The organism is Sphingomonas sp. PAMC 26621 (genome assembly GCF_000251145.1).
GTDB lineage: Bacteria > Pseudomonadota > Alphaproteobacteria > Sphingomonadales > Sphingomonadaceae > Sphingomonas.
Genome location: NZ_AIDW01000019.1, coordinates 66,267 through 87,836 on the forward strand (window position 1 = coordinate 66,267; position 21,570 = coordinate 87,836).

20 protein-coding genes and 1 pseudogene are annotated in these 21,570 nt (G+C 65.4%); 14 read left to right on the forward strand and 7 right to left on the reverse strand.

The window, feature by feature from the left end; translation table 11 throughout:
* Nucleotides 1-108: 108 nt before the first annotated feature.
* From RI03_RS10230 to RI03_RS10240, 3 genes are all read left to right on the forward strand, one after another.
* A complete protein-coding gene (locus RI03_RS10230) occupies nucleotides 109-1,437 on the forward strand; it encodes a pseudouridine synthase (RefSeq protein WP_010217139.1) in 1,329 nt (442 codons plus the stop codon).
* Nucleotides 1,437-1,973, forward strand: a complete 537-nt coding sequence (gene rsmD, locus RI03_RS10235) for a 16S rRNA (guanine(966)-N(2))-methyltransferase RsmD (RefSeq protein ID WP_010217140.1) — start codon at nucleotides 1,437-1,439, stop codon at nucleotides 1,971-1,973. Before RI03_RS10230 ends, rsmD begins: the two co-directional genes overlap by 1 nt.
* Nucleotides 1,974-2,382: 409 nt before the next feature.
* Nucleotides 2,383-3,012: a PEPxxWA-CTERM sorting domain-containing protein gene (locus RI03_RS10240; RefSeq protein WP_238542341.1), complete on the forward strand. Its 630-nt coding sequence runs from the start codon at nucleotides 2,383-2,385 to the stop codon at nucleotides 3,010-3,012.
* A 66-nt stretch (nucleotides 3,013-3,078) separates the two neighbouring features.
* Here the strand turns inward: RI03_RS10240 and RI03_RS10245 are convergent, their stop codons facing one another.
* Entirely contained in the window at nucleotides 3,079-4,815 is a 1,737-nt protein-coding gene (locus RI03_RS10245) for a DUF885 domain-containing protein (RefSeq protein ID WP_010217144.1), read from the reverse strand.
* A gap of 142 nt (nucleotides 4,816-4,957) precedes the next feature.
* Between RI03_RS10245 and RI03_RS10250 the strand changes: the two genes are divergently transcribed.
* Complete coding sequence (locus RI03_RS10250; protein ID WP_010217147.1) at nucleotides 4,958-5,761, forward strand: alpha/beta fold hydrolase; 804 nt, start codon at nucleotides 4,958-4,960, stop codon at nucleotides 5,759-5,761.
* 154 nt (nucleotides 5,762-5,915) lie between these two features.
* Here RI03_RS10250 and RI03_RS10255 read toward each other — a convergent pair whose 3' ends face one another.
* Nucleotides 5,916-6,203, reverse strand: coding sequence for an FtsB family cell division protein (locus RI03_RS10255; RefSeq protein WP_010163949.1), 288 nt, complete (start codon nucleotides 6,201-6,203; stop codon nucleotides 5,916-5,918).
* An 80-nt stretch (nucleotides 6,204-6,283) separates the two neighbouring features.
* Nucleotides 6,284-7,561 (reverse strand): phosphopyruvate hydratase, encoded by a 1,278-nt coding sequence (eno, locus tag RI03_RS10260; protein WP_010217150.1) that lies wholly within the window; start codon nucleotides 7,559-7,561, stop codon nucleotides 6,284-6,286.
* Between the two features lie 145 nt (nucleotides 7,562-7,706).
* On the opposite strand from eno, the gene RI03_RS10265 reads away from it, so the two are divergent.
* The 5 genes from RI03_RS10265 to RI03_RS10285 all read left to right on the forward strand — a co-directional run bounded on the left by RI03_RS10265 (nucleotide 7,707) and on the right by RI03_RS10285 (nucleotide 9,822).
* On the forward strand, nucleotides 7,707-8,219 hold the full coding sequence (locus RI03_RS10265; RefSeq protein ID WP_010217152.1) for a hypothetical protein: 513 nt from the start codon (nucleotides 7,707-7,709) through the stop codon (nucleotides 8,217-8,219).
* Nucleotides 8,220-8,241: 22 nt separating this feature from the next.
* A complete protein-coding gene (locus RI03_RS10270) occupies nucleotides 8,242-8,610 on the forward strand; it encodes a phage holin family protein (protein ID WP_010217154.1) in 369 nt (122 codons plus the stop codon).
* Nucleotides 8,607-8,906, forward strand: coding sequence for a DUF3618 domain-containing protein (locus RI03_RS10275; protein ID WP_010217157.1), 300 nt, complete (start codon nucleotides 8,607-8,609; stop codon nucleotides 8,904-8,906). Before RI03_RS10270 ends, RI03_RS10275 begins: the two co-directional genes overlap by 4 nt.
* A gap of 22 nt (nucleotides 8,907-8,928) precedes the next feature.
* Entirely contained in the window at nucleotides 8,929-9,510 is a 582-nt protein-coding gene (locus RI03_RS10280; protein ID WP_037515150.1) for a hypothetical protein, read from the forward strand.
* A 78-nt stretch (nucleotides 9,511-9,588) separates the two neighbouring features.
* Entirely contained in the window at nucleotides 9,589-9,822 is a 234-nt protein-coding gene (locus tag RI03_RS10285; protein WP_010163956.1) for a DUF4170 domain-containing protein, read from the forward strand.
* 43 nt (nucleotides 9,823-9,865) lie between these two features.
* Here RI03_RS10285 and greA read toward each other — a convergent pair whose 3' ends face one another.
* The 4 genes from greA to carA all read right to left on the reverse strand — a co-directional run bounded on the left by greA (nucleotide 9,866) and on the right by carA (nucleotide 15,435).
* Nucleotides 9,866-10,342: a transcription elongation factor GreA gene (greA, locus tag RI03_RS10290; RefSeq protein WP_010163958.1), complete on the reverse strand. Its 477-nt coding sequence runs from the start codon at nucleotides 10,340-10,342 to the stop codon at nucleotides 9,866-9,868.
* A gap of 85 nt (nucleotides 10,343-10,427) precedes the next feature.
* Entirely contained in the window at nucleotides 10,428-13,760 is a 3,333-nt protein-coding gene (gene carB / locus RI03_RS10295) for a carbamoyl-phosphate synthase large subunit (RefSeq protein WP_010217160.1), read from the reverse strand.
* Nucleotides 13,760-14,158 (reverse strand): ribonuclease E inhibitor RraB, encoded by a 399-nt coding sequence (locus RI03_RS10300; protein ID WP_037515176.1) that lies wholly within the window; start codon nucleotides 14,156-14,158, stop codon nucleotides 13,760-13,762. Before RI03_RS10300 ends, carB begins: the two co-directional genes overlap by 1 nt.
* The gene (carA, locus tag RI03_RS10305) at nucleotides 14,158-15,435 is read right to left on the reverse strand and encodes a glutamine-hydrolyzing carbamoyl-phosphate synthase small subunit (protein WP_010217165.1); all 1,278 of its coding nucleotides are present in this window, start codon (nucleotides 15,433-15,435) and stop codon (nucleotides 14,158-14,160) included. The genes RI03_RS10300 and carA overlap by 1 nt, the downstream gene beginning before the upstream one ends.
* Before the next feature lie 118 nt (nucleotides 15,436-15,553).
* Here carA and RI03_RS10310 point away from each other — a divergent pair, with 118 nt between their 5' ends.
* From RI03_RS10310 to RI03_RS10330, 5 genes and pseudogenes are all read left to right on the forward strand, one after another.
* Nucleotides 15,554-16,021: a GatB/YqeY domain-containing protein gene (locus tag RI03_RS10310; protein ID WP_010217167.1), complete on the forward strand. Its 468-nt coding sequence runs from the start codon at nucleotides 15,554-15,556 to the stop codon at nucleotides 16,019-16,021.
* 184 nt (nucleotides 16,022-16,205) lie between these two features.
* Nucleotides 16,206-16,616, forward strand: a complete 411-nt coding sequence (locus tag RI03_RS10315) for a GIY-YIG nuclease family protein (RefSeq protein ID WP_010217169.1) — start codon at nucleotides 16,206-16,208, stop codon at nucleotides 16,614-16,616.
* Nucleotides 16,613-18,495, forward strand: a pseudogene (gene dnaG / locus RI03_RS10320) (DNA primase). Before RI03_RS10315 ends, dnaG begins: the two are co-directional and overlap by 4 nt.
* On the forward strand, nucleotides 18,495-20,522 hold the full coding sequence (rpoD, locus tag RI03_RS10325) for an RNA polymerase sigma factor RpoD (RefSeq protein ID WP_010217175.1): 2,028 nt from the start codon (nucleotides 18,495-18,497) through the stop codon (nucleotides 20,520-20,522). The pseudogene dnaG and the gene rpoD overlap by 1 nt, the downstream one beginning before the upstream one ends.
* A 127-nt stretch (nucleotides 20,523-20,649) precedes the next feature.
* Nucleotides 20,650-21,561, forward strand: a complete 912-nt coding sequence (locus RI03_RS10330; RefSeq protein WP_010217178.1) for a PAS domain-containing protein — start codon at nucleotides 20,650-20,652, stop codon at nucleotides 21,559-21,561.
* The last annotated feature ends 9 nt before the right edge of the window (nucleotides 21,562-21,570 follow it).

Consider the following 21,570-nt stretch of genomic DNA (forward strand, 5'->3'; position numbering starts at 1 on the left):
ATGTGCGTATCGCCCTCGTTACGCACCCGTAGCTTAACGCTCGGCTACAAGATCGGGCGCAAATCTTTTTGTTCAACACGTGCGCCCGATTTTCGGTATCAGGGCGCGGTGTCAAAATACCGTCCCCCCAAAACCCCCGCACCCGGCGCCACCACCCCCCGCGCCCGCGCCGACGACGAACAACGGATCGCGAAACTGCTCGCGCGCGCAGGCATCGCCTCGCGCCGCGAAGTCGAACGCATGATCGCCGAGGGTCGCGTCGCGCGAAACGGCGTGGTGATCGATACGCCTGCGACGATCCTCGCCTCGCTCGACGGCGTGACGGTCGACGGCAATCCGGTCGCCGCCCCCGCCGACGCGCGGCTGTTCCTGTACCACAAGCCGTCGGGTCTGCTCGTCACCGAGCGCGATCCCGCCGGGCGCCCGACGATCTACGACCGTCTGCCGCAGGATCTGCCGCGCCTCGTCCCGGTCGGGCGGCTCGATCTCAATACCGAGGGGCTCTTGCTGCTCACCACCGACGGCGAATTGAAGCGCCAGCTCGAGCTTCCCGCGACCGGCGTCGAACGCGCCTATCGCGCGCGCGCTTATGGCCCGGTGACGCAGGAGCAGCTCGAGGAACTGATCCACGGGATCGAGATCGAAGGCGTCCGTTACGGCTCGATCAACGCCAACCTCGAACGCCGCACCGGCGCGAACGTATGGATCGAGATGATCCTGACCGAGGGCAAGAACCGCGAAGTCCGCCGCGTCCTCGAATTCCTCGGGTTGCGCGTGTCGCGGCTGATCCGCACGCGCTACGGTCCGTTCCTGCTCGGCGACCTTGCGCCGGGCGACATCGGCGAAGTGCGCGCGCATGACGTCGCCGCATTCCGCAAGGACCCCAAGCGAATCCTGCAACCCGAGCGGATCCGCGGCCCGCGCCCCGACCAGCGGCCGACCGCCGAACCCGAAGCCCCGGCCGCCGCACGCCCGGCGCGTACGCCACGCGCGCTGCCGAAGCCGCAACCGGTGCGGATCACCCGCGCGGTCGCGAACACTTCGGATCGCGCCGCCTTTGCCGAGCCGCGCCGCGAAGGCATCGTCGTCGCCAAGGCACCCAAGGTGAAGCGTTTCTATGACGCCAAGCCCAAGGCGGGATCGCCCGCCCCCGCTGCGGCCACCCGTGCTCCGGCGCGCACACCCGATGGCCGCCCGGCACGCGTGTTCAATCCCGAACTCGGTCGTAACGTCCGTGCCAAGACGCCGCGCGCCACCGGTGGAGCGGGCGCAGCGCCTGCCCGCCCGGGGGCGTCGCGCCCGAATGCGGTGCGACCGACGACCGCTCGGGCCGGAGCCGATGGTGCCACCGCCAGCCGCCCGACCGGGGCTCGCCCGACCGGCGACCGCCCGACTCCACGCCCTGCCAAGCCACGCACACCACGGACCCGTAAATAATGCGCATCATCGCCGGAGAATGGCGCGGCCGCCCGCTCGTCGCCCCAAAGGGAGACGCGACTCGTCCCACCGCAGACCGCGTCCGCGAGGCGTTGTTCTCGATGCTTTCGAGCCGCCTCGGCAGTTTCGAGGACCTCAGCGTGGCGGATCTGTTCGCTGGGTCGGGCGCGCTCGGGCTCGAGGCGCTGTCGCGTGGTGCTGCGTCGTGCATCTTCGTCGAGCAGGACAAGCCAGCGCTCGATGCGTTGCGCACCAATATCGCGAAGCTGTCCGCCAAGGCGGACGTCCGCGCGCAATCGGTGATGGCGCTCGGCCATGCGGTCGCGCCGCTCGACCTGATCCTGATGGACCCGCCCTATGACAGCAATGCGGGCGCGGTCGCGCTCGACAAGCTCGCGCGGCTCGGCTGGGTCGGCGATGCGACGTGGATCAGCATCGAGACCGCCAAGCCCGACCGGGTCGAAGTCGCCGGATTCGTCGAGGACGTCACGCGCGTCCACGGCAAGGCCCGGCTGACGCTGTTGCGGCGGGGCTGACTTGCGACCGGGCTGACGTGTCCGGGTCCGGCGCCGCGACGGCGCGGGCCCGGACCTTGCCTTTTACGGATCACCCTCGATTAATTTGTTTCGAGCGACGTCGATCCGCGCGACCCGTGCCATGCCCGGTATCACGACGTGATCGGAAAGGGACGGCGTGCGGGGAGCGCTCGGCTGCCGGAATCGATCGAAAGATGGAGGCTGCGACCTACTGTTCTCGCAGCATTTTTTACACCTCGCCGGCAATATCGTCGCCGGGCGTTACACCCCGATCCTCGTTAACCATCCAAGTCGTTGAGAGTTCGAAATGGCATGAACTATGCGAGGTACACAGCACTCGGGTATTGAGGGCGTTACTAGTACTTTAGAATGACTTTCCGTTCCGAGTCAATCAGGGAAAGGAAAAGCGATGCGTATGAATAGGACTTTGGGAGTATTGGCGGCCAGTGCGGCGCTGTCACTCGCAGCACCTGCTTTTGCAGCCACCAACTTCTTCACGAATTTCGACTCCATCAACTTCGGTTCCGGCCCGGGTTTCACCACGCGGGAGTCGTACGAGGGCTGGACCGCCGGCCGCAACGGCCTCGAGGTCCAGTATAACAACGTCGCCGGGGCAGCGTTTTCGGGGGCGAACCTGGTCGAGCTCGATACGTCCGCCAACAGCTCTATGAGCCGCATGATCGATCCGGGCACGTACGTCCTGCGCTACTGGTATTCGAACCGGCCCGGCGTTCCGGCATCTTCGAACGGGATCAGCGTCCTGCTGAACGAGTCGCCGATCTTCACCACGCCCGGCGGCAACGGTGGCGCGTCGACCAACTGGGTGCTGCAGACCGTCAATTTCGCGGTCACCGCCCCGACCACCCTCACCTTCTCGGCAATCGGCACCAGCGACTCGGTTGGCGGGTATCTCGACAGCATCTCGCTGTCGGCAGTGCCCGAACCCGCGAGCTGGGTGATGATGATCCTCGGCTTCGGAATGCTCGGCGTCGCGCTGCGCCGCCAGCGTCAAGCCAAGCTCCGGGTTACCTACGCCTGACACCATAGGTCGGGGGGGAGAAAAGGCAGTCGGCGCATGCGTCGACGGCCTTTTTGCACGCAGGCGTCAGAACACCGCCTTGCCGTCTCCCCCGAGCATTGCCTTGCGCACCAGCGGCAGCGGCGGTCCGCCGTAGCTCAGCAACTGGTCGTGGAACGCCTTCCACCCGGCGCGACCGCCATGCGTCGCGGTCCAGTCGGCGCGCATCTTGCGGATCAGCAGCTTGCCCATCGTATAGTTGAGATACGCCGGGTCATAGGTCCCGCGCGCGGACTGCTGCCGGGCGTTGCCCTCGTCCTGATAGCATTGCTCGATGAACATCTTGCGCGACTGCTCCTGCGTCATGCCATGCGCATGAAGCCCGATCGCGGAGAGATAGCGGCAGTCGCGTAGCAGCGCGTTCGATAATTGCCCGACATGCGTTTCCGGGTCGCCCGCATGGAGCCCGGCTTCCCACATCATTTCCTCGGCATAATGCGCCCAGCCCTCGGCGAAGGCGTAGCCGACGAACAGCCGCCCGAACAACGAGGGCGAGGCATTGGCGTGGCGGAACTGGAGGAAATGCCCCGGCATCACCTCATGCACCGAGGTGAACAGCAGGTCGTTCTTGCCGGGGATGAACCCGTCCTGCTCTGCCTTGCTCCACGACGGGTCCGGCGGGGAGATGTAATAGACCGAGGGGATGCCCTTCTCGAACGGCCCGGGCGGATCGATGTACGCGGAGTTCTGCCGATTGTACGGCGGGCTTTCCTCGACCAGCGCCTGCTCCTGATCCGGGATCGTGACGACGTCGCTCTTGAGCACGAACGCGCGGAGTTCGGGGATCTGCTTGCGCGCCTCGGCGACGGGGTCGTCGTTGACCGGCTTGTTCGCGTTCATCTTCGCCATGCACGCAGGCACGCTCGCGCCGGGCGCGAATTGCGCGCAGGCGGCGACCAGTGCCTGCTGGTTGCGCGCCATGTCCGCCCGCCCCGCCGCCTCGAGCGTCGCGAGCGGCACGTCGACGCCCTCGGTATCGCGCACCATCCGCGAGAATTTGTCCGCGCCGAGCGCGAAATCCTGCGTCGCCGAGCCACGCTGGCTCTCAAGCCATGCGCCGAGATCGTGCATCGCCTTCGACGCCGCGGTCGCGGCCTGGCCGAACTCGTCCTGCAGCGCGGGGCTTTTGACGTCGGCGAACGCCTTCCTGGCGTCCCCGGTGTAATAATCGCCAAACCCGTTGAACGCCGCGACCCCGAAATTGATGTAGCTCAGCGGCATCGGCGTCTTGAGGTTCGCGCGGATCTGCGCGGTCGCGGTCGGGATCTTGCGGAGGAACGCGACCATCGCGCGCATCCGCGTCGGCGCATCGGCATAATGGCGCGCGATATAGACGTTCGGGTCGAGCCCCGCGTTGACATACCATGCCGGATTGCGATGCGGGAAATCGGCATCCTCGAGCCAGAACAGCTTCCCCGCCGCGACCGTAACCAGATAGTCGCGTTCGAACGCGTCCTGCTTGCCGAGCCTGGCGGAATCGAATGTCTTCGCCTTGGCGATCGCCTCCCGCAGGAACGCGCCCTGCCGCTTGAGCCCCTCGGGCGACCAGTCGCCGAGCCCGCCGTCGAAATCATGCCGGCCCTGATAGACCGCATCGGCGGGCGACACCTTGAACCAGTCCTCGATGAACGCGTCGCGGAACCGCTTCCAGTCCCCCGTCGGCAAGGGGGCCAGCGCTGCCGTCGCAGTCTTCGGCATCGGCGCCTCGGCGGTACACGCCGCCATCGCCAGCGCCGCTATTCCGGTAAGCCAGATCTTCCGCATTGCCGCTCCTTCTTGTACGTTCGGTCAGGGGATTCGTTTGCGATGGGAAGCTGGCAGCTTGCGATGACGAGCGCCACCCCGCACGGAACGGCCCCCGCCGCGTATCGTTCTGGTCAAGCAGTTCAACGCCAAGGAGCTTTCCATGCCCTATATCAAAACGCGCGATGGCACCGATCTCTACGTCAAGGACTGGGGCAGCGGCCGCCCGGTCGTCCTGATTCACGGCTGGCCGCTGAACGCCGACAGCTGGGACGCACAGGCGATGGCGCTCGCCGATGCCGGATTTCGCGCAATCGCTTATGATCGCCGCGGGTTCGGCCGGTCGGGCCAGCCGTGGACCGGCTATGATTACGACACCCTGACCGACGATCTGGCGGACGTGCTGGAGCGGACCGGTGCGGACGACGCGACCATCGTCGGCTTCTCGATGGGCGGCGGCGAAGTCGCGCGCTACATGAGCCGGCATGACGGCAAGGGCGTGGTCGCAGCGGGGCTTATCGCCTCGGTCGTGCCGTACATGCTCCAGACCGACGACAATCCGCACGGCGTTCCCGAGGACAAGCTCGCAAGCATCGGCGAAGGCATCCAGAAGGATCGCTACGGCTTCTTTCAGACCTTCATGAAGCAGTTCCTGGGCGTCGGGTTCATCTCCTCGCCGGTGAGCAGCGAGATGGTCGACTGGGCGTGGTCGCAGACCAACCTGGCCGGGCTCAAGCCGATCCTCGCCTGCGCGCAGTCGTTCGGGCATACCGATTTCCGCCCGGATCTCGCGGCCTTCCGCGTGCCGACGCTGATCGTCCACGGGACGAGCGACCAGACCGTCCCGATCGACGCAACCGCCCGCCGCGCCGCCGAGGGCATCGCGACGTCGCAACTCGTGGAATATGAAGGCGCGCCGCACGGCTTGACGATTACCGAGAGCGATCGGTTCCGAATGACCTGCTGACGTTTCTGGGGCGGTAAGCCGCTTTGTTGCAACTTAGCCCCTCCCCTTCAGGGGAGGGGTTGGGGGTGGGGGAGGTCTCACCGAGACTGTCTCTGATGGAGTACGCTGCACGGCCCCACCCCAACCCCTCCCCTGAAGGGGAGGGGCTTTTGGGCTAGTTCAGCGGAACGATAACCTCGTCCTGATGCACGACGCCAAGATCCTTGCGCGCCAGCTCATCCGCCAGGTCAGGATCGGCATGCCGCGGATCGAGCAATGCGACGCGGTTCTTCAACTCGGACCGGTTACGATCGAGCAGCGCCAGGTGATGCTGCTTGACCGCCAACTGCCGCTGGATGTCGCCATACGCCAGCACACCATTCGGCCCGAACACCGCATAGCCCCCAAAAAACAGGCCGACGATCATCAACGCCGCCGGCGCGATCGCGCTGCGGAGCATCATTCGGACATTGGAGCGAGTCTTGGCCACGAGCGCGATTCTCTTACATCGCGACTCGTGGATCAAGCGGTTATTTCCCTAAATCAGACACGCAGCACCGAACGCCCGGCATAGAGCGCCGCGCCTTCGAGTTCCTCCTCAATGCGGATCAGCTGATTGTACTTCGCGAGCCGGTCCGACCGCGCGAGGCTGCCAGTCTTGATCTGCCCGCAATTGGTCGCGACCGCGAGGTCGGCGATCGTCGAATCCTCGGTCTCGCCCGACCGATGCGACATCACCGCGGTGTAGCCAGCGCGGTTCGCCATCGACACCGCTTCGAGCGTCTCGGTCAGCGTGCCGATCTGGTTGACCTTGACCAGCAGCGAATTGGCGAGACCATCCTTGATCCCCTGCCCCAGCCGCTTCGGATTGGTCACGAACAGATCGTCGCCGACCAGCTGGACCGTATCGCCGCACAGGTCGGTAAGCGCCTTCCAGCCCTCGAAATCGTCCTCACCCATGCCATCCTCGATCGAGAAGATCGGATAGCGCCGCGCAAGATCCGCCAGATACTCGGCCATCTCGTGGCTGCTCAGGCTCTTGCCCTCGCCCGAAATCTCATACTTGCCGTTTTTGTAGAATTCGGTCGCCGCGCAATCGAGCGCGAGCATGACGTCCTCGCCCGGCTTGTACCCGGCGGTCTCGATCGAGCGCAGGATGAATTCGATCGCCTCGTCATTGGTCGCGATGTTGGGCGCAAAGCCGCCCTCGTCGCCGACCGAGGTCGACAGGCCCTTGGCACTCAGGCCCTTCTTGAGCGTGTGGAAGATCTCCGAGCCGCAGCGGACCGCTTCGAGGATCGACGACGCGCCGACCGGCACGATCATGAATTCCTGGAAATCGATCGGGTTGTCGGCATGTTCGCCGCCGTTGATGATGTTCATCATCGGCACCGGCAGGACATGCGCGGCAACCCCGCCGACATAGCGGTACAGCGGAAGGCTGCGCGCATCGGCGGCGGCCTTTGCCACCGCGAGCGACACGCCGAGGATCGCGTTCGCACCCAGGCGGGTCTTGTTGTCGGTGCCGTCGAGCTCGATCATCGTGTGGTCGACGTCGCGCTGGTCCTCGGCTTCGAGCCCGAGCACCGCATCGGCGATCTCACGGTTGACCGCCTCGACCGCCTGGTCGACGCCCTTGCCGCCCCAGCGGCTCTTGTCGCCGTCGCGCTTCTCGACCGCTTCGTGCGCGCCGGTGGAGGCGCCCGAGGGAACGGCGGCGCGGCCAAAGCTGCCGTCTTCCAGCATCACGTCGACCTCGACCGTCGGGTTGCCCCGGCTGTCGAGGATCGTGCGGGCATGAATGTCGATGATTGCGGTCACGGAACGATCCTTCTACCAAATTGGGAATGGCGTCGCGGGTGCCTCTATCGCCTAACCGGTGTGGCCGCAATTCGTGCGCGTCCGATGGAACCCAGCGCGGCCCGGACCGCTTATTGTCGACAAGTAACAATTGGAGGGCATAACAATGGCCACGACTTCAGATTCCCCGACGGGCGCAGACGCGCAGGCGACTGCAAACGAGAAGATCAACGCCGCTGCCGGTGCCGCCAAGGATGCCGCCTCGTCCGCGCGTGACGAAGCCGCGAAGCTGACCAGCGGTGCCGCGCAGCTGTTCAAGGACAGCACCGACAAGCTTGGCAAGGAAGTTGTCGGTCGCGCCAAGACCTATGCCGAGGATGGCAAGGCCCGCGCCGGGACCGCGCTCGACGAGGTCGTCAAGATGATCAACGATGCCGCCGGCACCGTCGACGAGAAGCTCGGGTCGCAATATGGCCAATATGCCCGCACCGCCGCCGACAAGGTCCAGGGTTTCTCGGAAGGCCTGAAGGCCAAGGAACTCGACGACCTGATCGAGGACGCGCGTGGCTTCGTGCAAAAGAGCCCGGCCATCGCGATCGGCACCGCCGCCGCGCTCGGTTTCGTGCTGGTGCGCCTGATCCAGTCGGGTCTCGCCGCCGACAGCGACACCAAGGCCTGATCGCAGCGTGACGGGGACCCGGATGAGTGAAATTCTGAAGAATGCCGGGTCCTCCCCGGCGGACGACACCATCGTGACCTTGCTGTCACGCGTGGTGTCGGACGCCGGCGAGGTCGCGCGGGCCGAGGTGGATCTGCAGAAGGCCAAGGTCTTCTCCAAGGTCTCGGATGCGAAAGGCGGCGTCGTCATGGCGGCGATCGCAGCGGTGCTTGGCCTGCTGGCACTGATCGGGCTGGTGGTCGGGCTGCTGATGATCCTGACGCCGGTCGTCGGGCCGATCTGGGCGACGGTGATCGTCGTCGGCGGATTGCTGGTGCTCGCGGCCATCTTCGCGATGGTGGCGGTGAGCCGCTTCAAGGCGATGTTCGCCGTGCCGGGAGCAAACGCATGAGCACCACCGATTCGGTCGCGCTGGCGCAGGCCCGCGCCAATGCCGCCCGGGCGCAACTGGCCGATACAATCGGCATCCTGCAGAAGCGGGCCAACCCGCAGACGCTGGCCTCGGACGTTGCCGAGAACCTCAAGGTTCGCGGGACCGAGGCGGTGACGACCGCCGTCGAGACTGCCCGAAAGAACCCCGTGGCCACGGGCATCGTGGGCGCGGTGCTTGGGTCATTCCTGGTGGTCGGACCGGTCTCCCGGCTGTTGCGGGGTCGCAAGCCCGCGAAATCGAAACTGAAACGCTGAAGTGAATTTGGGAGACGATGAGATGACTGTAGCCGAAACCCTCCATTCGGGTGCCGCAGCGGTGTCGGACAAGGCCCGCACCGCACTCGATACCGCCCGCGAAACCGCCGGCACCGCAGTCGAAACCGTCCGCGAGACCGCGGGCACCGCGTTCGAGACCGCGCGCGAGGCGTCCGGCAAGGCGATTGAGACGACGACTCACGGCGCACAGGATTTCTCGGCACGCGCGGTCGCGCTGGCCGAAGCAAACCCGCTGAGCGTGCTCGTCGGCGGTCTTGCGGTCGGGATGCTGACCGGTTCGCTGCTGCCGCGCACCGATCGCGAAGCGCAGTTGCTCGCCCCGGTCGGGCGACGGCTGAGCCTGACGGCGCATGGCGCGGTCGATGCAGCGAAGGAGACCGCACGGTCCGAATTCGCCGGACTTGGGCTGTCGCGCAACGCGGCAAAGGATCAGGTGGGCAAGCTGCTCGGCAACGTCATCACCGCGCTGACCGCGGCGGGGACGGCAGCGGTCACCGCGAAGGCCGGTGGCACCGACGCCGCCGACACGCCTGAGCCTGCCGCACCACAGGCATCGACCAAAACGGGGTCGGCCACCAATTAATCGCGGATGACAGGTTCCCGAAGCGGCAGTGCGTGCCTATGAGAAGCGCGACCCTGCTGTCTTCGGGAACCCAATACCATGAGCAAACTGCACCTAGTCTTCGGCGGCCGCGTCCGTGATCCGCGCGGAGTCGACTTCGTCGATACCGCCTCGATCGAAATCGTCGGCGTCTATCCGGATTATGCGAGCGCCGAAAAGGCATGGCGCGCGGCCGCGCAGCGCACGGTCGATGATGCCGAGATGAAGTTCGTGGTGGTGCACCTGCACCGTCTGCTCGAGCCGGATCTGCTCAAGCCGGGCACCGCCGCCTGAATCAAAAAAGGCCCGCCCTGCATCTGCACGGCGGGCCTTTTCGTTAGATGAACTCGATCTTCGAGACGACATAGTAGCGGTCGCCCGACGGAACGGTCACTTCGACCTCGTCATCGAGCTTCCGCCCGATCAGTGCACGCCCGAGCGGCGAGTTGTACGAGATACGGCCGCCCTTGGCGTTCGCCTCGGTCTGGCCGACGATCTGGTAGGTGACGGGCTTGTCGTCCTCGTCCATCAGCGTGACGGTCGCGCCGAACACGACCTTGTCGCCCGACAGTTCGAGCGGATCGATGACCTGCGCACGCGCAAGCTTGTCCTCGATATCGCTGATCGACGCTTCGATCTGGCCCTGACGCTCCTTGGCGGCGTGATATTCGGCGTTTTCCGAAAGGTCGCCATGCGCGCGCGCCTCTTCGATCGCATCCACGATCGTCGGGCGTTCCGCCTTCAGCCGTTTCAGGTCTGCATTCAGCGTTTCATAGCCTTCCTGCAGCATCGGCATCTTTTCGACGGTAGCCATCCCTTAAACCCTTTGTCTTCGAACAATCCCTTATCAAGCGAACCCTCCGAGGAGGGCGCGCCCGCACTGTTTCAATATGTCGGGATCAATGGTGCGAAGAGGAATAATAGGATTGTAACGGTCGCACTTCAAGACTGCGCGTCGAAAGCGCGACGATTGCCTGTGCTGCCTCGACGCTCGCGGGTGCCGTCGTGAAGTACGGGATCTTCAATTGCAGCGCGGAGGCGCGGATCGGTTGCGAGTCCTTAAGGCTCTGCCAGCCCTCGGTCGTGTTGAAGATCAATGCGATACCGCCATCCTTGATCCGGTCGACGATATGCGGCCGCCCCTGCGCGACCTTGTTGACCCGCTCGACGGCCACGCCCTGGCCTGCGAGATAATCCGCGGTGCCGCCAGTCGCGACGATCGTGAAGCCATGCTCGGCAAGCGCACGGACGCCCGGCAGGATCACCGGCTTGTCGGTATCCTTGACGCTGACGAACACCGCGCCCGCCTTGGGCAGGATCGTCCCCGCGCCGAGCTGCGACTTGGCGAAGGCAAGCGTGAAGTCAGGGTCGATCCCCATCACCTCGCCCGTGCTCTTCATCTCGGGCGACAGCACCGGGTCGACGCCGGGGAAGCGGTTGAACGGGAAGACTGCTTCCTTGACCGCGTAATAATCGATGTGGCGATCGATCACGGGCAGATTGGCGAGCTTCTCCCCCGCCATCACGCGCGCGGCGATCTTGGCGATCGGTGCGCCGATCGCCTTGGCGACGAACGGCACCGTGCGGCTCGCGCGCGGGTTGACCTCGATGAGGTAGACCTGCCCGCCCTTGACCGCGAACTGGATGTTCATGAGGCCGACCACCGACAGCGCCTTGGCGAGCGCGGCGGTCTGCTTCTCGATCTCTTCGATGATCGCGGGCGTCAGGCTGTACGGCGGAATCGAGCAGGCGCTGTCGCCCGAATGGACCCCGGCTTCCTCGATATGCTGCAGCACGCCTGCGACGACGACATCGGTGCCGTCCGAGATGGCATCGACGTCGACTTCGATCGCATCGCGCAGATACTGGTCGATCAGCACCGGCGAATCGCCCGACACCTGGACCGCAGTCTGGATATAGTCGTCGAGCTGGAGCGGCCCGTCGACGATCTCCATCGCGCGCCCGCCGAGCACGTAGCTCGGGCGCATCAGCACGGGGTAGCCGATCCGCTCGGCGACCGCGATCGCCTCGTCACGGCTGCGTGCGATGCCGTTGGCGGGCTGGAGCAGGCCGAGCTTGTTGATGAGCGCGGCGAACCGCTCGCGGTCCTCCGCCAGGTCGATCGCGTCGGGCGAAGTACCGAGGATCGGGATGCCTGCGTCCTGGAGCGCCTGCGCGAGGTTGAGCGGGGTCTGCCCGCCGAACTGGACGATCACGCCGACCAGCGTGCCGTTCTGCTGCTCGACGTGGAGGATCTCGAGCACGTCCTCCGCGGTCAGCGGCTCGAAGTACAGGCGGTCGGACGTGTCATAGTCCGTCGACACCGTCTCCGGGTTGCAGTTGACCATGATCGTCTCATAGCCCGCATCCGCAAGTGCGAAGCACGCATGGCAGCAGCAATAATCGAACTCGATCCCCTGCCCGATCCGGTTCGGCCCGCCACCCAGGATGACGATCTTGCGCCGGTCGGTCGGTTGGCTCTCGCACTCGGGTTCGCCGAAGCTCGGGGCCTCGTAGGTCGAGTACATGTACGGCGTCTTTGCGTTGAATTCCGCCGCGCACGTGTCGATCCGCTTGAACACCGGGCGCACGCCCAACCGGTGCCGCAACGCGCGCACTTCGGCCTCGGTCACGCCGCCGGTCATCGCGACGATCGCATCGTGCACCAGCCCCGACCCACGCGCGATGCCACGCGCATTGCCGCGCAAATTCGCTGATTTCAGAGCGAGATAGGCAAGGCGCTTGTCACTGAATCCCATCGACTTCAGACGCCGCATGCCGGGCGCGTCGATCGGCAGACCGTTGGCGCTGATATGCTCCTCGGCAGCGACGATCTCGGCGATCCGCTCGATGAACCACGGGTCGAACTTCGCCAGCGCATGCACTTCGGCAACGGTGAAGCCCTCGCGCAACGCCTGTGCCGCGACGAGCAACCGGTCCGGCGTCGCGATCGCGAGCGCGGCCTCGATCTCAGCGCGCGGAGCGCCTTCGAGGCGGTCGATCATGTTGAACCCGGACAGCCCGGTCTCGAGCCCGCGGAGTGCCTTCTGCAGGCTCTCATGGATGTTGCGGCCGATTGCCATCACTTCGCCGACCGACTTCATCGCGGTCGAAAGCACGGCTTCGGCACCCTTGAACTTCTCGAACGCGAAGCGCGGGATCTTGGTGACGACGTAATCGATCGTCGGCTCGAAAGACGCAGGGGTCGCGCCGGTGATGTCGTTCATGATCTCGTCGAGCGTATAGCCGACCGCCAGCTTGGCGGCGACCTTGGCGATCGGGAAGCCGGTCGCCTTGGACGCGAGCGCGGACGACCGCGACACGCGCGGGTTCATCTCGATCACGATCAGGCGGCCATCCTTGGGGTTGACCGCGAACTGCACGTTCGACCCGCCCGTCTCAACGCCGATTTCACGCAAGCAAGCAATGCTCGCGTTGCGCATGATCTGATATTCCTTGTCAGTCAGCGTCAGCGCTGGCGCGACGGTGATCGAGTCGCCGGTATGGACGCCCATCGGATCGATATTCTCGATCGAGCAGATGATGATGGCATTGTCGGCGCGGTCGCGCACGACTTCCATCTCATATTCCTTCCAGCCGATCAGCGATTCCTCGATCAGCACTTCGGTCGTCGGCGAGGCGTCGAGCCCAGAGCGGACGATCGTCTCGAATTCCTCGCGGTTGTACGCGATCCCGCCGCCGGTGCCGCCCATCGTGAAGCTCGGCCGGATGATCGACGGAAGTCCTGTCCGTTCAAGCACTTCGAACGCTTCGGTGAGGCTGTGTGCGATGCCGGAACGCGCGCTTTCGAGACCGATCTTGGTCATCGCGTCGCGGAACTTCATCCGGTCCTCGGCCTTGTCGATCGCCTCGGCATCCGCCCCGATCATCTCGACGCCGTACTTCTCGAGCGTACCGTCGTTGAACAGCGCCAGCGCGGTGTTGAGCGCGGTCTGCCCACCCATCGTCGGCAGGATCGCGTCGGGCCGTTCCTTCTCGATGATCTTCGCGACGATCTCGGGCGTGATCGGCTCGATATAGGTCGCATCCGCCAGCTCGGGATCGGTCATGATCGTGGCGGGGTTCGAGTTCACCAGGATGATGCGATAGCCATCTTCCTTGAGTGCCTTGATCGCCTGCGTGCCCGAATAATCGAACTCGCACGCCTGCCCGATGACAATCGGCCCCGCGCCGACGACGAGGATCGAGGAGATGTCGGTACGTTTTGGCATTAGTGTGCTTGTCCGGTTTCTTCGGTGTCGTCCGCGTCGTCGTCGGTGCCGTCTTCCGATGTGCAGCCCCAGCCGTCATATTCGACGCCGTAGGCCATCTCGATCTGGACGCACTTGCGAGTCAGCGCGCGGATCGAGGCTTCGTCGGCGGCTTGCTCGCAGCCGAGGAACAGGCACATCTCGCCTTCCTCATCCTCTTCGCGCTCGATCACTTCGAAGCCGAGTTCCTCGGCATCCGCCTCGAGCTTGTCGAGAGCCGCGTCATCGCCGCGGAAGCTGACGTCGACCGGGCGGACGAGATGCGCAAGGTCGCCGCTTTCCTTGAGGCTCGCGAGCACGTCCTTGTCGGCGGCCCATTCTTCCTCGAGCCGGGCTTGCGGGACTTCTGGGAGGTTCATCATGCCGGTGCTTTCAGGGATGAGACGAATTTTGCGAACAGATACAGGCTGTCCTGCGGGCCGGGGCTCGCTTCGGGGTGGTATTGCACGCTGAACGCGGGGCGGTCGGTGAGTTCGATGCCGGCGTTGGAGCCGTCGAACAGCGACACATGCGTCTCGCGCGCGGTCGGCGGCAGGGTCGCGCGCTCGACCGAGAAACCGTGGTTCATAGAGGTGATCTCGACCGCCCCATCGCTCAAGCGCTGGACCGGGTGGTTGGCGCCGCGGTGGCCCTGGAACATCTTGGTCGTGCTCGCGCCGACCGCGAGCGCGAGGAGCTGATGGCCGAGGCAGATGCCGAACAGCGGCTTGCCGGTGTCGAGCAGCTGCTGGATCACGGGCACGGCGTATTCGCCGGTCGCGGCAGGGTCGCCCGGGCCGTTCGACAGGAAGATGCCGTCGGGGGAAAGCGCCATGATCTCGTCGAAGCTCGTCTGCGCGGGGACGACCGAGACGTCCGCGCCGGCGGCGACGAGATTGCGGAAGATGTTGCGCTTCGAGCCGTAATCGATCGCGACGACATGCGGCCGCGTCTTCTTAAGCCCCTCCGCTTCAGGGGAGGGGTTTGGGGTGGGGCTGTCCTGCGCAGTCGCGGGGTCGGTTGGCTGCACGGCCCCACCCCCGGCCCCTCCCCTGAAGGGGAGGAGGGAAGAAGTGTCGTAGCCGGCGCCGAGCTTCCACATCCCGCCGGCCCAGCCATAATGCATCTCGGTGCTCACCCCGAGCGCGAGGTCCATGCCCTCGAGCCCCGGCCAGGCGCGCGCCATCTCGAGCAGCGCGGGCACGTCGAACACGCCATCGGCCGCATGCGCGATCACGCCGTTGGGCGCGCCGCCGCTACGGATCCGGCGCGTCAGCGCGCGCGTATCGACGCCCGACAGGCCGATTCGCCCATGCTTCACCATCCACGCATCGAGTCGCTCGGTGCTGCGGAAATTGCTCGGTTCGGTCACGTCCTCGCGGACAATCATGCCGAGCGCGTGGGGATCGTCCGCCTCGATGTCGTCCGCATTCGCGCCGACGTTGCCGATATGCGGGAAGGTGAAGGTGATCATCTGGCCCGCAAAGCTCGGGTCGGTCATGATTTCCTGATAGCCGGTCATCGCGGTGTGGAAGCAGACTTCGCCGACGGCGGCACCTTCCGCGCCGAACCCCCTGCCCCATACGATCTCGCCAGTGGATAGCACCAGAACGCCGGTGGCTCCGTCGGGCGCAGTCATGGGATTGGCGTCGGCCATTGCGGCGGGCACTCCGTTTTTCGTTTCGATGTCGCTAAGCGCCGGGAGCTAGAGGGGGATGGGCAGTGCGTCAATCGGATAAACCCGCTACCCTCCTGCCCCAGCAAAAGGACGACACATGATTCGAGACGACATCAAGGCTGCATTGATCACTGCGATGAAGGGCGGCGACAAGGCTGGCACCGCGACCCTCCGGCTGGTGCAGTCGTCGATCAAGAATCGCGACATCGAGGCGCGCGCGCCGCAATCACGCGAGGGCAAGGCGCCGGACGACGACAATGTGCTCGTGGTCGAGGTGTTGCAGAAGATGATCAAGCAGCGCCGCGAGTCGATCGAGATGTACGTCAAGGGCGGACGCCAGGAACTGGCGGATGCGGAGAGCGCGGAGATCGTCGTGATCGAGCAGTTCCTGCCTACGCAGCTCGACGAGGCGCAGACCGCGGCGGCGATCGAGGCGATCAAGACCGAGCTCGGCGCGAGTGGCATGAAAGACATGGGCCGCGTGATGGCGGAGCTGAAGGCGCGCCATGCGAGCGAGCTCGACATGAGCAAGGCGAGTGCTGCGGTGAAGGCTGCGCTGGCGTAACCGGGAGTAGCGCGGAGTTCTCGACTTCGCTCGAACCGAACAGGGGGTGGGGGGTGCCCCGCCCCCCCGCCACTTCCCAACCAAACCGCGCTACTCCCAACCGTTCGTTTCGAGCGAAGTCGAGAAACCCGGCACCCGCCACCCCCGCGCTCGACTCAACCCAGGCGCGGGAGCACACTACAGCATGGCCTTCTGGACCTACATGCTGCGATGCGCGGACGGTGCCTATTACACCGGGCATACCGACTCGCTCGACCGCCGGATCGGCGAACACCAGACCGGCGGCCATTGCGACTTCACCTCCCGCCGGATGCCCGTCGAACTCGTCTGGAGCGAATATTTCCCGACCCGCCTCGAGGCCCTCGAAGCCGAGCGGATCGTAAGCGGCTGGTCGCGTGCCAAGAAAGAGGCGTTGATCGCCGGAAACTGGTCGATGCTCTCCCATTTCGCGCGCCCTCCAAAAGAACGCACACTCCACCCCAAACCGTTCGTTTCGAGCGAAGTCGTAAAACCTGGGCTGGTGCCGGGTTTCTCGACTTCGCTCGAAACGAACGGGGGTGTAGGGGGGCCTCCCCCGAAGGCCCCTATCGCATGACCCTCTCCCCCCAATTCCTCGACGAACTCCGCAGCCGCACGCTCCTGTCCGGCCTGGTCGGCAAGACCACCAAGCTCCAGAAGGCGGGCCGCGAGTGGCGTGCGTGCTGCCCGTTCCATAACGAGAAGACCCCGAGCTTCTACGTCAACGACGACAAGGGCTTCTACCATTGCTTCGGCTGCTCGGCGCATGGCGATGCGATCCGCTGGATGACCGAGCAGCGCGGGCTGCGTTCATGGATGCGGTCAAGGAACTCGCGCAGACCGCGGGGCTCGAACTCCCCGCGATGGACCCGCGCGCCGCGGAGAAAGCGGAAGCCGCCAAGGGCCTCCACGAAGCGTGCGCCGATGCCGCGACCTGGTTCACCGAGCAGCTCGACGGCCTCGCTGGCGCGACCGCGCGCGGGGTGCTCGCCAAGCGCGGGATCAAGCCCGAGACCGCGCGCACCTTCGGGCTCGGCTTCTCGCCCGATTCGCGCGGCGGGCTCAAGACCGCGCTCAAGGACTATGGCGACCCGCTGCTGATCGAGGCCGGGTTGCTGATCAAGGTCGACGACAAGGTCCCCTACGATCGCTTCCGTGGCCGCCTGATGATCCCGATCCGCGATCCGCGCGGGCGCACGATTGCGTTCGGCGGTCGTATCATCGGCGACGGCGAGCCCAAATACCTCAATTCTCCCGAAACCCCTTTGTTCGACAAGGGCCGCACGCTCTACAATCTCGATCGCGCCGCCCCCGCCTCGCGCAAGACGGGGCGCGTATTGGTGGTCGAGGGCTATATGGACGTGATCGCGCTCGCGCAGGCTGGGTTCGGCGAGGCGGTAGCCCCGCTCGGCACCGCGCTGACCGAGCCGCAGCTCGAGCGGCTGTGGCGGCTGTGCGAAGTCCCGATCCTGTGCTTCGACGGTGACAGCGCGGGGCAGAAGGCGGCTTTGCGCGCCGCACACCGCGCGCTCCCGCTGCTCCAGCCGGGCCGCAGCCTCGCGTTCGTTACCCTGCCCGCGGGTCAGGACCCCGACGATCTTGTCCGCGCCAAGGGCCCTGGCGCGTTCGAGGCGTTGCTCCAGCAGACCGAACCGCTGGTCGACCGGCTGTGGAAAAGCGAGCTCGCCGCCGAGCCGCTCGACACGCCCGAGCAGAAGGCGGGTCTCAAGGCGCGGCTCGCCGATCTTGCCAAGACGATCGCCGACAGCAACGTCGCGCACGAATATCAGGCCGAATTCCGCACCCGCTTCGACGAAGCCTTCCGTCCGCAGCGCAAGCCCTTCGAGCCGCGCGCGCCGTTCCAGCCGTTCCAGCGCGGAAAGCCCGGCAAGGCGTATAAGGCGCCGCATCTTCCCGTCGGCGAAGGGGTCAAATCGGTCCGCACCCGCGGAATCGATCCGATCCTCGCCAAGGCGGTGCTGGCCGGGCTCATCCGCCATCCGGCGGAAATCGCACGGCATATGGAGGTCCTTGGGAGCCTGAAGCTCGGCGACGACGCGCTCGGGCGGTTGTTCGAGGCGGTGGTCGATCTCGCGGTCGAAGACCATGTGCTTGATAGTGACCGCTTGCTCACCATATTGGCTTCATCCGGATTTGACAGTATCGCGCATGATCTGCTGCGACCCGACCGATTGTCGTGTTCGTTCACGCAGAAGGATGCCGAGCCGGCCCGGGCGCGCGAGGACCTCGACGAGGCGATCGCAATCCTGGTGGCGCGACCAGAAGTCGACGCCGCGCTGGCTGAGGCAACCGCTGCGATGCAGCTGGAGTGTTCGGATGAGGCCTTTGCCCGGCAAGTTGCGCTGGTGAAGGAAAAACAGACGCTCGACGCGCGACTTGCAAATCTGGTGCAGTCGAACGAAGACGCAAGAAGCTTTATGACCGAGGGCAGTTGATGGCGAAGACGGATATGGCGGACGTTGCGGATACGACCGAGTCGAGCGACGCACCGCTGATCGATTTGAACGACGCTTCGATCAAGAAGGTGATCGCGCGCGCGAAGAAGCGCGGGTACATCACCTATGAACAGCTCAACGAAGCGTTGCCGCAGGGCGAGATGTCGTCCGACCAGATCGAGGACATCAGCGCCGCGCTCAGCGAGATGGGCATCAACATCGTCGAGAATGACGAGCAGGGCGAGGACGGCGACGAGCCGGCCAAGGCCGAGGACGACGACGATGCGGAACCCGTAGACTCGTCGGAAGACGCCGGCCCCGCGCTCGACGTCAAGAAGAAGGAAATCGTCGACCGTACCGACGACCCGGTCCGCATGTACCTGCGTGAGATGGGTGCGGTCGAGCTGCTCAGCCGTGAGGGCGAAATCGCCATCGCCAAGCGGATCGAAGCGGGTCGCGACACGATGATCCTGGGTCTGTGCGAATCGCCGATCACGTTCAACGCGATCATCGACTGGTCGACCGCGCTCAACGAAGGCACGATGCAGCTGCGCGAGATCATGGATCTCGACGCGATGCTGTCAAAGGACCCCGCGCCGGAAGCGATGGCCGAAGCCGAGGAAGGCGACGGCGAGATTTCGGAAAAGAACGCAGGGCCATCGTTCAAGGAAGAAGCCGAGCCCGAGGAGCCGTCGGTCGACGAGGACGAGGACGGCGAGCGCCGCACCCCGCGTGCGTCGGACGATGAGGAAGAGGACAACACCCTCAGCCTCGCGCAGATGGAAGAGCAGCTCAAGCCGATCGCGCTCGAGCGTTTCGCCAACATCACCGCGCTCTACAAGAAGTTCTCCAAGATCCAGCAGGCGCGTCTCGACGCGATGGCGGGCGGCGGAGAGCTGTCGAGCAACGACGAGAAAAAGTATCACAAGCTCCGCGAGGAGCTGACCGCCGAGGTCGAGAGCGTCCAGTTCCACAACGCCAAGATCGAATATCTGGTCGACCAGCTCTACGCCTTCAACCGTCGCCTCACCGCGCTCGGTGGCCAGATGCTGCGCCTCGCCGAGCGCCACAAGGTGCCGCGCAAGGACTTCCTCGACCGCTATATCGGCCATGAGCTCGATGAGCAGTTCCTGCCGAGCGTCGCCAAGCTCGACAAGAAGTGGACCGCGTTCGTCACCAACGAGGGCGAAGCGGTCGATCGCATCCGCGTCGAGATCAGCGAGATCAGCCAGGCGACCGGCATGGCGCTCGGCGAGTTCCGCCGCATTGTCAACATGGTCCAGAAGGGCGAGCGCGAGGCGCGCATCGCCAAGAAGGAAATGGTCGAGGCGAACCTGCGGCTCGTCATCTCGATCGCCAAGAAATACACCAACCGCGGCCTGCAGTTCCTGGATCTCATCCAGGAGGGCAACATCGGCCTGATGAAGGCGGTCGACAAGTTCGAGTATCGCCGCGGCTACAAGTTCTCGACCTATGCGACCTGGTGGATCCGTCAGGCGATCACCCGCTCGATTGCGGATCAGGCGCGGACGATCCGCATTCCGGTCCACATGATCGAGACGATCAACAAGCTGGTCCGCACCAGCCGTCAGTTCCTCCACGAGCAGGGCCGCGAGCCCACGCCCGAGGAAATGGCAGAGCGTCTGTCAATGCCGCTCGAGAAGGTCCGCAAGGTGATGAAGATCGCCAAGGAGCCGATCTCCCTCGAAACGCCGATCGGCGACGAGGAGGATTCGCATCTCGGCGATTTCATCGAGGACAAGAACGCGATCATCCCCGTGGATGCTGCGATCCAGGCGAACCTCAAGGAGACCGTCACGCGGGTGCTCGCGTCGCTCACCCCGCGCGAGGAGCGCGTTCTGCGCATGCGCTTCGGGATCGGGATGAACACCGACCACACGCTCGAGGAAGTCGGCCAGCAGTTCTCGGTCACGCGCGAGCGTATTCGTCAGATCGAGGCGAAGGCGCTGCGCAAGCTCAAGCATCCGAGCCGCAGCCGCAAGATGCGGTCGTTCCTCGACCAGTAAGCCGGTGACGGACGGCGATGGAGACCCCATCGTCGTCCAGTCGCATGGCAACGACGCGCAATAGCAACTGCATCCGGTTTGGCGGCATTCGGTGGTGCCTCGGCGGTCTTTGCGCGATCACGGTCGCATGCCGACCGCATCCCACCCCTATCCCGCAGCGTTTCCGGCAACGCCCGACCGGATCGTCACTGCCTCCAATCTGGTTCGACATTTCGGCGTGTGGCAGGAACGCGCCGCGCGAGAGCCGGTCTATGTCCTGATGCACGGCCGGCCCCGCCTCGTGCTGCTCGCGATGGAAACGTTCAACGGGTTGTGTGGGGAAGCCACCCCCGATCCCGCCAGCGACAAGAGTGAACCGATCGACGTCGCCCCATTGCTGGATACGATCGGCGACATCGTTCTCGTCGCCGACGCGGACGGGAGGATCGCGGCGACGAGCCGCGCGGCGCGGCTTCATTTCGGGACGATGGCTGCGCCCGGTCAACCGCTTGCCGGCATCGCGCCGGTCGCGCAGCACCCCGTCCTCACCGCGGCGATCCAGCGGGTCGCGATGACCGGAACGGCGGAAGATCTTCACCTCCGTTCGATCGCGCGCGCCGGGCGAGTCCTCGCCGTAACGCTTGTGCCGTCTCGGCGCGGCGTCGCGCTGATCAGTCGCGACGATACGCTCGTCCAGGACCATGCCCGGATCTGCGCGATCGAACAGGCAGCGGCGGACGCGATGATGGCGGCGGGGGATGTCGCGCTGGTGCTGATCGACCGGTCCGGGGCGATCGCGGAGCCGGCGCCGGCGCTCACGGTGATGGTCGGGTCCGACGCGGACATGCTGCGTTCGACCGCCTTTGCCGGTCTGGCCGTGCTGTCGCAGCGTGCCATGGTCGCCCGAACGATCGAGCGCGTCTTTGAAAGCCATCGCGCCGAAGCGATCGACACGGCACTCGCCCAGGCACCCCAACGCTCGCTCAAGGTCCGGATCGGCTTCGCGCCGGTATGGCACGGCGCCATGGACCGGATCATCGGCATGGTCTGCACACGCTGATCCCGCCGG